The organism is Clostridium sp. AF27-2AA (assembly GCF_003478505.1).
GTDB lineage: Bacteria > Bacillota > Clostridia > Lachnospirales > Lachnospiraceae > Brotaphodocola.
This window is the reverse complement of sequence record NZ_QUFI01000032.1, coordinates 19017-29008: the sequence shown is the minus strand read 5'-3', so window position 1 is coordinate 29008 and position 9992 is coordinate 19017. Positions and strand designations below refer to the sequence as shown.

General features: G+C 49.6%; 8 protein-coding genes. 1 reads left to right on the top strand and 7 read right to left on the bottom strand.

Annotated elements, in window-relative coordinates; genetic code table 11:
• Positions 1 to 76 precede the first annotated feature (76 nt).
• A complete protein-coding gene (locus DWY84_RS14250) occupies positions 77 to 667 on the bottom strand; it encodes a hypothetical protein (protein WP_178716699.1) in 591 nt (196 codons plus the stop codon).
• 168 nt (positions 668 to 835) lie between these two features.
• Between DWY84_RS14250 and DWY84_RS14245 the strand changes: the two genes are divergently transcribed.
• The gene (locus DWY84_RS14245) at positions 836 to 1612 is read left to right on the top strand and encodes a MurR/RpiR family transcriptional regulator (protein ID WP_118534014.1); all 777 of its coding nucleotides are present in this window, start codon (positions 836 to 838) and stop codon (positions 1610 to 1612) included.
• On the opposite strand, the gene DWY84_RS14240 is transcribed toward DWY84_RS14245, so the two are convergent.
• From DWY84_RS14240 to DWY84_RS14215, 6 genes are all read right to left on the bottom strand, one after another.
• The gene (locus DWY84_RS14240) at positions 1572 to 2987 is read right to left on the bottom strand and encodes a M24 family metallopeptidase (RefSeq protein ID WP_118534013.1); all 1416 of its coding nucleotides are present in this window, start codon (positions 2985 to 2987) and stop codon (positions 1572 to 1574) included. The two genes, DWY84_RS14245 and DWY84_RS14240, sit on opposite strands and share 41 nt — an antisense overlap.
• On the bottom strand, positions 2984 to 4255 hold the full coding sequence (locus tag DWY84_RS14235) for a M20 family metallo-hydrolase (protein ID WP_118534012.1): 1272 nt from the start codon (positions 4253 to 4255) through the stop codon (positions 2984 to 2986). Before DWY84_RS14235 ends, DWY84_RS14240 begins: the two co-directional genes overlap by 4 nt.
• Before the next feature lie 25 nt (positions 4256 to 4280).
• Positions 4281 to 6320, bottom strand: coding sequence for a glucose PTS transporter subunit IIA (locus DWY84_RS14230; protein WP_178716700.1), 2040 nt, complete (start codon positions 6318 to 6320; stop codon positions 4281 to 4283).
• Between the two features lie 701 nt (positions 6321 to 7021).
• Positions 7022 to 7351 carry a DUF1292 domain-containing protein gene (locus tag DWY84_RS14225; RefSeq protein ID WP_118534011.1) on the bottom strand — a complete coding sequence of 110 codons (330 nt, stop codon included), beginning with the start codon at positions 7349 to 7351 and terminating at the stop codon, positions 7022 to 7024.
• Positions 7352 to 7448: 97 nt separating this feature from the next.
• Complete coding sequence (locus DWY84_RS14220; protein ID WP_118534010.1) at positions 7449 to 7985, bottom strand: cob(I)yrinic acid a,c-diamide adenosyltransferase; 537 nt, start codon at positions 7983 to 7985, stop codon at positions 7449 to 7451.
• Positions 7985 to 9916 (bottom strand): ATP-dependent helicase, encoded by a 1932-nt coding sequence (locus DWY84_RS14215; protein WP_118534009.1) that lies wholly within the window; start codon positions 9914 to 9916, stop codon positions 7985 to 7987. Before DWY84_RS14215 ends, DWY84_RS14220 begins: the two co-directional genes overlap by 1 nt.
• Positions 9917 to 9992: the final 76 nt, after the last annotated feature.

Sequence of the window (9992 nt, the reverse complement as noted above, 5' to 3'; positions counted from 1 at the left end):
GTCAATCAGGCTTTTACAAGCCCCCACTTCAAGCCGTTAGGCTAAGTGGTGGGTAATTGACGCATCTGTCCTTTCTTTAGCGGTCACGCTTTCCGTCTGCTCCGACATGTCCGCCGCCCGGAATATTTACATCCGTTGCCATAGTGCCGCTCTTTAAGAAGTAATACTCTGCGTCATCAATGGTCTTCCAGCCGTTTTTAACTGCCTTGCCATTCTCGGCAAAGTAATACCACTTGCCTTCCTCATTCTGATACCAGGAATTGGTCACCATTCTGCCATCCTTGCCCAGATAGTACATATCCTTGTTCTCATTATAAACCTGGTCTTTCAGGATCAGACCCTTTGCATCCACACGATACCATGCATCTCCGTCTGCTACCCAGCAGCTGGCAGCCATAGTGCCATTTCCCTGTACCCAGTAGGACGCAGCGATGGTCTTGCCCTCTTCGGTCGCAAAATCCTTATTGCCTACCTGATAGGTAAGTTCGCCGGATTCATCGTTGCTGACCAGAGTGTTGATCCAGGTATTTCTTGCCACGGTTCCGTCCTCCTGGTAATAATACCACTCACTGCCAACCTTGCCCCAGCCTGCCGCAAAAGCCGCAGTGGTAGATAACGTAGCCATCGCCAGGCTCAGCGCCATAACCTTAAACATATTTTTCTTCATAACGATCATTCTCCTTTTTCCGTCAGAACACTCTTACTGCTATAGCTTATGATACCTTTTTCCAATGGCATTTGTCAACGAATTTGCCGGGCGATTATCTGACGATTTTCTTTCAATTCCTGGTATTCTGTGTTATAATCTTTCATATTACGAAGACGGGGGAATATTATGGGAATTCAGCTTGATCGAGTCATCAACGAAAACTATGAAAAACTGAATACAGTGGACCAACATATTCTGCAGTTTGTTCAGGCCAATCTGGAATCATGCAAAAAAATGAATATTGCGGATCTGGCCAGACATTGCAGTGTTTCCACTGCAACCATCCTTCGCACAGCGCAAAAGCTGAACTTCAGCGGCTACAGCGAATTCAAATATTTTCTGCGTTCTGATTCCGCAGAGAATGCAGAAGTTCTGAACCTGATTGAGATTCTGAATCAGGATATCTCGCAGACAACGAAACTCTTCCTCCAGAACAGTCAGGTTCTGGATATCTGCCGGCTGATCGAACAGTCCAGCCGGATTTATGCCTATGGAACAGGACAGGGCCAGCGCCTGATGCTCCAGGAACTGGCCCGTTGTTTCTTGAATGTAAATAAAAATATCGTGATTATTCCGACTCACACCGAGTTGAAAATCGTTAAAAAGTACATGCGGCCGGATGACCTTTTATTTGTTGCATCCTGGTCCGGCAATATCGAAAAATACCGCGAGACCCTGCTGAATCTCAGTCTCATGAAGATTCCGCTGGTTTCTGTCACAACCATGTCCAACAATGAGCTGGCTGAGATTTCTGCCTACAATCTCTATTACCAAAGTACAGCTGTCAATAAGGAGATGAACATCAACCGTTCTTCCTATCTGACCCTGCACCTGGTTCTTCACCTGCTGTACGATCAGTATATCAATTATCTGAATCAGCCGGAAGATTCTTCACATGCATAGCCTTGCCCTTTTCTAACAGGAACGGGCGCAGATACGCGACTGTGGAACACATCGGCAGTACGTCCGGATGCAGCTGGATTCCCAGTACCTGTTCCAGATAGTTTCTGCGTTTCTCAATCCGTGCCCAGAGTTCCGGCTCTTCTTTCTGGATTTCCATGCGCAGGGATTCATCTGCCAGCGCGATTGTACTTTCCGCGCTGGTTCCCGCATAGCCGGGAACCGATGGAATGATATCCGTCTGCAGCATCATTCCGCTTTCCAGGATTTCCTCACTCGCCTCATAAACCGGAGAGGACATCCATTCTTCATCTGCCGTCAGATGTCCCGGACAAAGTGACCAACGGTATTTCTCTTTCGGCAGCACCTGCTCAATCAGGTCATACAGTTCCCCGCCGCTCATTCCGCAGCGTATTTCCTCCAGCCAGACCACCATCGCATGATAATATGGCTTTACTACCTGTTCCAGATAATCCCTCGACTCTTCCGGCAGTTCCTGTGCACTGCGAACCGCATAACCGCAGCGGGAGGAAAGTCCTCCGCGATATCCGACTGTCAGGCTGATGGGATCCCCCGGCTTCACTTCTTTGTCCATAGGATAAAGGTTTGCTTTCTCAAATCGTTTTCCTGCCGCGGCAATGGTCACTACACTGTTTTTCTGACCCAGCGCCTGCAGGTCTGCCCCGAGTTCTGTTTCCTTTACTCCAATGTCCAGATGATCCATTGCTTTTAATATGCAGTCTGAAGCCAGCGCCGCGCCAAACTCATAATGGGCCAGTTCATTGGCTGTATTGATGCATCGCACACCCTTATTTCCAATAAAAACATCTGCTGCATTCCCCACGGTTCCATCCGTTCCCGCGATTTCCCGAACTGCCTCCACAATATAGAACGGCACATCAAACAACTGCCGGTTATCCAGAATCCGGCTGGTAAAATGCTTCCATCCGGCAATTCCGATCCGGCTTCCGCTTTTCAGTCCGGCCTTCTGAAAACAGTCCGTGAGACTGCATTCGCCGATCATCGGCTGATTGGGCAGGGAAAAAAACGGAACATGAACAGCCTGGGCTTTGATCCTGGCGCAGGATACTTTATTCAGGTTTTCATTGCCCATCAGCATGGTATGATGCCCGTTTCTGTTCAAAACCAGCAGCGCCTCCTCAAATCTTGGAAGGAATCCAGTAAGATAGGCAAAATTCTGCCCATGTTCCAGATCCCCGTAAACCACCAGGGAATCCAGGTTTTCTTCTTCCATGCGTGCCATCACTGCCGCGCAGCGCTTCTCCATGACCTCATCGCTGATCAGAACCGGGACTCCGGTACAATCCGGTTCAGGAGGTGTCACGGTTCCATAGCAAATCTGTCCAGCTTCTCTCATTTTTCTTCCTCTTTGCCCAGTTCCATGATCAGATTCAGCAGAACATCAGCGCCTTTCTTCACATCTTCGTATTCACTCCATTCCTCCGGACAGTGTGAAACGCCGCCATTCCGGCTTGGAACGTAGATCATATTCGTATCCGCGAAGTCTGTCATGATCATGGAATCATGTCCGGTTCCATTGTTGATGATGCAGTGGCTGTAACCCAGCTCATCACAGATGGTTTCCATTTTCTTTACATTTTCCCAGCACATAACACTCGGCCCCGTCGGATTCGGATAATTGATCCGCCGAATTTCTTCCAGATCACAGGTAATGCCATACTGCTTTGCAACCTGGTCCAGAAGCTCCTGAATCATATGTTTGAAATCCGTCTTCTCAATGCATTCTTTGGAGAATGTGCGAATCTCAATCTTTCCTTCCACCAACTCCGGTACAAACTGATTGGAGTTCGGCGTGATATCCAGCTTGCCCACCATACCGGTCACATCCGGTCCAAGAGCCCTGATCTGCTCATCAAACATGGTGATAAAACGGGCTGCTGCAACCAGTGCATCCTTCCGGTTGTCCATCGGAGCGGTAGAATCCGCAGTCTGCCCGTGGAAACGGATCGTATAGCGTCCGATTCCGGCCAAGTATTTGATCAGGCCGATCTCCATATTTTCGCGGTCCAGAACCGGTCCCTGTTCCACATGCATTTCCACAAAATTTTTGATGGATTCAGGCGCACGCTTTGCAGATTCCAGATCCGGAACCAGTCCGTACTCCTTCATGGCCTCCAGCTTTGTCTGTCCAAAGCGGTTCTTCACCGTCTCCAGCTCTCCCATCGTCATGGTGCCCACCATCGCGCGTGAATTGGAAACTCCGGTGCAGGGGCCAAAGGTGGCCCCCTCCTCTGCATTCATCAGGATCAGCTCCAGCGGATAATCATTTTCATATCCGCATTCATGGAGCACCCTCATCGTTTCCAGTGCTGCAACACTGCCTGCCGCACCGTCAAAAGCGCCTCCGTTTACCACGGAATCATAGTGGGATCCAAACATGACAACCGGCGCGTCTTTTAGCTTTCCCTCTTTTCTTCCGAACAGCGTTCCAAATCCGTCCTCATAAATCTGAAGCCCCAGTTTTTTCATTTCTTCCTTGAGATATTCCTTGGCCATCTTATCTTCTTTGGAATAAGAAGACCGTGTCACACCATGTCCCGGTGTGGAAGTATAGGTTGCCAGTACCTCCAGGTCATGCTGTATTCTCGCCTTATTTGTTTTCATATTTTCTCTTCTCCCTGTATGGCTTTTAGTTGATTTTTACATCAATTCCCTGATGTTCCTTAAGATTCTGATGTGCTGCATTTACATTCACAGCTTTATTCGGGAAGATCAGGATTACCACTGGATCAAATCCTTTTGACTGGATCAGTTCCCGGTCAAATGTAATCAGCTTTTCTCCCTGTTTTACTTTCTGTCCCTGTTTTACAAAGGCCTTAAAGCCTTCCCCTTTCAGCTTCACGGTGTCAATGCCAATATGGATCAGCACTTCATCTCCGTTTTCTGTTACGATGCCGACTGCATGATTTGTTTCAAAGCAGGCTGCAACTGTTCCGCTCCACGGTGCGTATACGGTATCACTTTCCGGAATGATGGCAAATCCATCCCCTACCATCTTCTGGGAAAATGCGGTGTCTTTCACTTCCGTGATCGGAATCAGGGTTCCTGCTACCGGAGCCTCAAAGCCTGCGTGCTTTTCTGCCGCACTGCCCCCTGCTTTTTTCACAGCACGCTTCAGTTCTGCTGCTGCCTTCTCAACCTTTGCGCCGTATACAACCTGGACATTCTCCTCATTGATGCGGATCAGTCCAAGTGAACCGGTTGCCTTTAATGCCTTTTCATTGACTTTCGCGGAATCCTTCAGAATCAGTCTGAGACGGGAAATACAGTTATCGATCTCAACAATATTTTCTTTTCCGCCAAGTGCTTCCATGATTGCAGCGCCAAGTTCGGTAATCTCTTCATTATAGTCCACTGCATCCGACTCGTCCTCGCGGCCCGGAGTCTTGATATTAAACTTCACAATCGCCCACTTAAATACATTGTAGTAGATCACCGCGTAAACCAGTCCTACTGCCACATTCAGGATCCATTTGGTCTGCGGTCCGCGAAGCACACCAAACAGCATGAGGTCAACCAGGCCGCCGCCTGCGTTACCGATGCAGACACCCAGGAAGGTGTTGATCAGGAAAGACGTACCTGCCATAAATGCATGGAAGACCCATAAAAGCGGCGAAATAAAGATAAAGGAAAACTCAATCGGCTCGGTGATGCCGGTAAAGAAACTGGTCAGGCCAGCTGCCAGTAAAATACCTTTTGCTTTTTCACGATTCTGCGGATATGCAGTTTTATACATTGCGTAGCATGCTGCCGGAAGACCAAATACCATGAACGGATGAGTTCCCTGTGTCAGGAAACGGGTTGCCTGACGCATAACATCCATATCCGGATTCTGCTGCATCAGCAGAGTATTGAAGATATTCAGTGCGCCGGATACCTGCTGGCCGTCGATCTCTGCGGTTCCTCCGATCGGAGTGAAACGGATCAGCTGGTTCAAAATGTGATGCAGTCCGGTCGGGATCAGCAGACGCTCCAGGAATCCGTAAATAAATGTGCCAAATGCTCCCGCAGATGCAAGAAGATGACCGAAACCATTGATGATTACGTTAAATACCGGCCATACAAAGAACATAAGCAGGCCTAAGAACGGAATCGTCACAACCATCATGATCGGAACGAAACGCTTGCCGCTGAAGAAGCTGAATGCTACCGGAAGCTGTGTCTCATGGAAACGGTTGTGGATCATTGCGGTCCAGAGACCAACAATGATACCGCCAAAGATGCTCATACGGTAGGTAAAGATACCCATAACCGTGTCATAGGCCGCGTTCTGCTGTGTTGCCTCCAGCAAGGAATACCCCTGTCCCATCAGATAGTCAATGCTGACTGTATCTGCTGTAATTCCTTTCAGGCTTAAGAAGAAGCGGATTGTGGTATGAAACAGTGCAAAGCCAATGATGGATGCAAATGTTGCCACTTCACGGTCTTCCCTTGACATACCCTGTGCCACAGACATACAGAACAGAATCGGAAGAAGACCAAACAAGGCGCCTGCCAGCGCATTTACAAGACTGACAAAATTGTTTACAAACGCTACATCCTGAAGTACATTACCAAATACATTCGGATTCTGCAGTGTTGATGCAAGTCCTAATAATAAACCGGCTGCTACAATAATGGATAATGGCCCCATCAAAGATTTTCCCAGCTTTTGTATAAATGTTTTCATTTTACCCTCCATTTCATTATATTTGCGCGCAAAATCATTTTAATGATAAATAGAGCATAACAAACCGTCAGCCGGAAGTAAATATGCAGACAGCATTCTGACTCATCCTGCCGTCTTCTGACATTTTTTACATTTTATGAAACTTTTTACAGGGGAATAACAATTTGAAAGTAATACCAATATAGGTCCGAAGCCGGTTATTCCGGCATACCGCTGCGCAAAATATGGATATTGTGTTCGGACGATGCAGCTGACAGATGTTTGCGGATAGTTGGACAAGATGTCCGCCTACCTCAAACAGCAGTCTCTGCATAGCCGGACACGTATACCCATATTTATGCTCCGCGGAATCCCGGGATAACCGGCTTCTACTGTATTGGCCTCACTAAGAAAAGATAGACACAGCCAGAACGATATTGATAAAAGCCTGAAATTTCAGCTTTATCAGTACCGCTCCGATTGTGTCTTTTATTGTAGTAGAATAGCCAGGAAAGCAGAAGCAGGACGGGGTGGTATCCTGCGCAGCATAAATAGAAGTGCAATGTGTCCGGCTAGCGACTGACGTTTTCGGGAGGCGGACGGTCAGTCCGACTGTCAGCAAACGGCTGTCAGCCACATCGTCCGAACACGGCACTTCTATTTTGCGCAGCGGGATACCGCCCCGGCCTGCTTCGGACCTTTCATGAACATGATTTAAATTTTTAGTCGAGCTCGTCTTCTCCTACGATCTCATCAAACTCCTGGTCGTCCAGAAGCTCATCGAATGCGTCTGCAACTACCTCGTACTCGTCATCGTCCTCAATGTTGTCCAGGCTCGGATTGCCGTCTGCGTCTTCCTCGTAGCGGTATAAGTATACCTCGCCCTCGTCTGCCTCTGCACCCTCGGTCGGGAGCAGTGCGATATAGTCACGGTCGCCTGCCTCAAAGATGGTGAGCACAACGCACTCTACCTCGCTGCCGTCATCTAAGGTCAGGGTAACCGTCATCTCCTCCTGCTCTAAATCCATCTCTTCGTTCTGGTTCTTTGCCATAAAAATGTACCTCACTTTTAAAATTGGTTTTTAATGGTTTCGTCTGGTAAACATATTACCTCTCCACTTTATCAGATAGCTGCCGCAAAAGCAATAACTAAAATTCGATTCCCCTGCGGGCCGGAATTCCTTTCTCATAAGGGTGCCTGCGCATACAGATTTCAGATACATAGTCTGCCAGTTCCAGAAATGTCTCTGACGGATTCCGCCCGGTCAGCACAACCTCCAGCTTTTCAGGCCTGTTCTGCAGAAATTCTACAACCGACGTCTCCCGCACCATACCATAATTGCAGGAGGCCAGAATCTCATCCAGGATCAGCAGGTCGTACTGTCCCTGCACAGCTTTTTTTGCCGCAGCCTCAAACCGGCTCTGATAATAGAGGGCGGCTTCCTGCTTCTGTTCTTCGGTCATGCGAAACACAAAGCCGAAGGTACGCTCACAGGGAGGTACGGTAATGCCGGGAATGCTTCGGAGCACTTCCACTTCCCCGGAGTTTTCGGTCTTCAGAAAACGTATCACCAGGACTTTCATGCCACAGCCTGCTGCACGGACCGCCATTCCCACGGCTGCAGAGGTTTTTCCCTTGCCGTCACCGCAATAAATGTGAAGCAGACCCTGTCTGTTTTTCTCCATCACCGCACCGCCTTTCTGTTATAGCTTCCCGCAGCTCCATTCTGCTGCGGCCCAGGCCTGAACTCCCCGGGCGGTGCGCCATCAGGATATAGGTATTCATCAATAAACCGTGACCGTTCCTGAGGCTTTCCGTACCGCTCTTTCGTATAATACACGTGGAGCCGGTCTTTGGCCCGGGTCATGGCCACATAAAACATCCGCCGCTCTTCCTCCAGATCTGCTTCCAGCACAGCCTTATGATGAGGAGTCACCCGCTCGTTGGCATCCATGAGGTAGACGATTGGAAATTCCAGGCCCTTGGAGCTGTGCATGGTCATGAGAGCCACACAGTCTAAGTCCCGCTCACCCCGGTTCTGGGCCTGCTGCTTTAACTGCTCCCCGTATTCTTCCATATGAAGAAGCCAGGCATCCATCGTCTTGTAGCCTGACGCGCTCTCCTGGATCTGGTCCGCCAGTTCAAACAGTTCCTCCGGCTTCATGCGCCGGTACTGCGCGTAATCCTTCAGATATTCGTCATAGCCGATGGCCTTGCGAATATAGTTCACCGCCGCCACCGGTGCCAGCTTCTTTAGAATTTTCAGATCATATTCCAGATCCTCGATCCGCTCCACCATCCAGTTTTTCGCCTTATACCAGGATTTCACGCTGTCCCAGGAGATGATCTGCCCGTCCAGTGCCTCCCGGCTGATGTAGCGTTTTGGCCGGTTGATGATGCGCAGGGCATCGGCCCGCTTTGCCTGGTGTTTTTCCGCCAGCGGATCCGCCGCCATGCGGATGTAGGTCAGAAGATCCTGGGTGATCCAGTGTTCGTAGATGTTTGGCAGTGCATCCCGCATCTGGAATGGGATGTTGTACTCCATGAGCCGTTCCATAAGAAGGCGCGGCTCCATATTGGTGCGATAAAGCACCGCAATGTCCGAATAGGAATAGCCCATCCGCACATAATCCTGAATTTCCTTGACGATCATGCGGGTCTCGGTCTGGGCATCGGCAAAACCAGAGGTGGTCACCGGCTTTCCTGCGCCTCTTGCCGCCCGGATTTCTTTGTCAAACCGGGTCTTGTTGTGGCGGATCAGTTTTCCTGCGTCATCCACAATATTCGAGGTGGAGCGGTAGTTTATCCCCAAAAGCGTCTGTTTTGCCCGGGGATAGTCTTTCTCAAAGCCCAGCATGATCTCCGGCTTCGCGCCGCGAAACCGGTAGATGGACTGGTCATCATCGCCCACAATAAACAGATTGTTCCGGGGCGCTGCCAGCATCCGGACTATCTCATATTGTACCCGGTTGATGTCCTGAAATTCATCGATCAGGATGTACTGGTACTTATTCTGCCACGCCGCCAGGATGTCCTTGCGCTGGGTGAACAGCTCGTAACAGAGTACCAGCATGTCATCGAAATCCAGAAGTCCTTTGTCCACCATGGCCTTCTCGTAGCCCTGGTACAGCTTTTTGAACAGTTCTTCCGAGCAGTTCTTGGAATAGTAGTAATCCAGGTTCATCATCTCGCCTTTTACCAGGCTGATCTCGGAAAGGATCTGGGATGTAAATTCCGCCTCATCCTCCACATCCATCTGAAGCTTGTCCACCAGTTCCCGGATAATCCGGGTACGCTGCTCATCCTGGGCGATATTCGACGCGTCATAGCGGTAGGCCCGCTTTAAGATCGCGAAAAACACCGCGTGAAACGTACCAAAGCTGACGGGGAGCCTGCGCCCCTCCGTCAGCTTTTCAAATCGCTGCCGCATTTCCTGCGCAGCGGCTTTTGTAAATGTAATCACCAGGATACTGCCCGGCTCCACACCGCACTGCTCCACCAGATATTTCACCCGGTGGGTAATGACGGTGGTTTTGCCGGATCCCGGTCCTGCAAGCACCATCATCGGACCTTCCTGATGATGGATTGCCTGCAGCTGTGATTCATGAAACGCCATGTATGCGGTTCCTTTCTTCCTTCAATCCGCATGAGATGTCTTCCTCACGAAAGCATCCGACGCGGATACCGTGTAC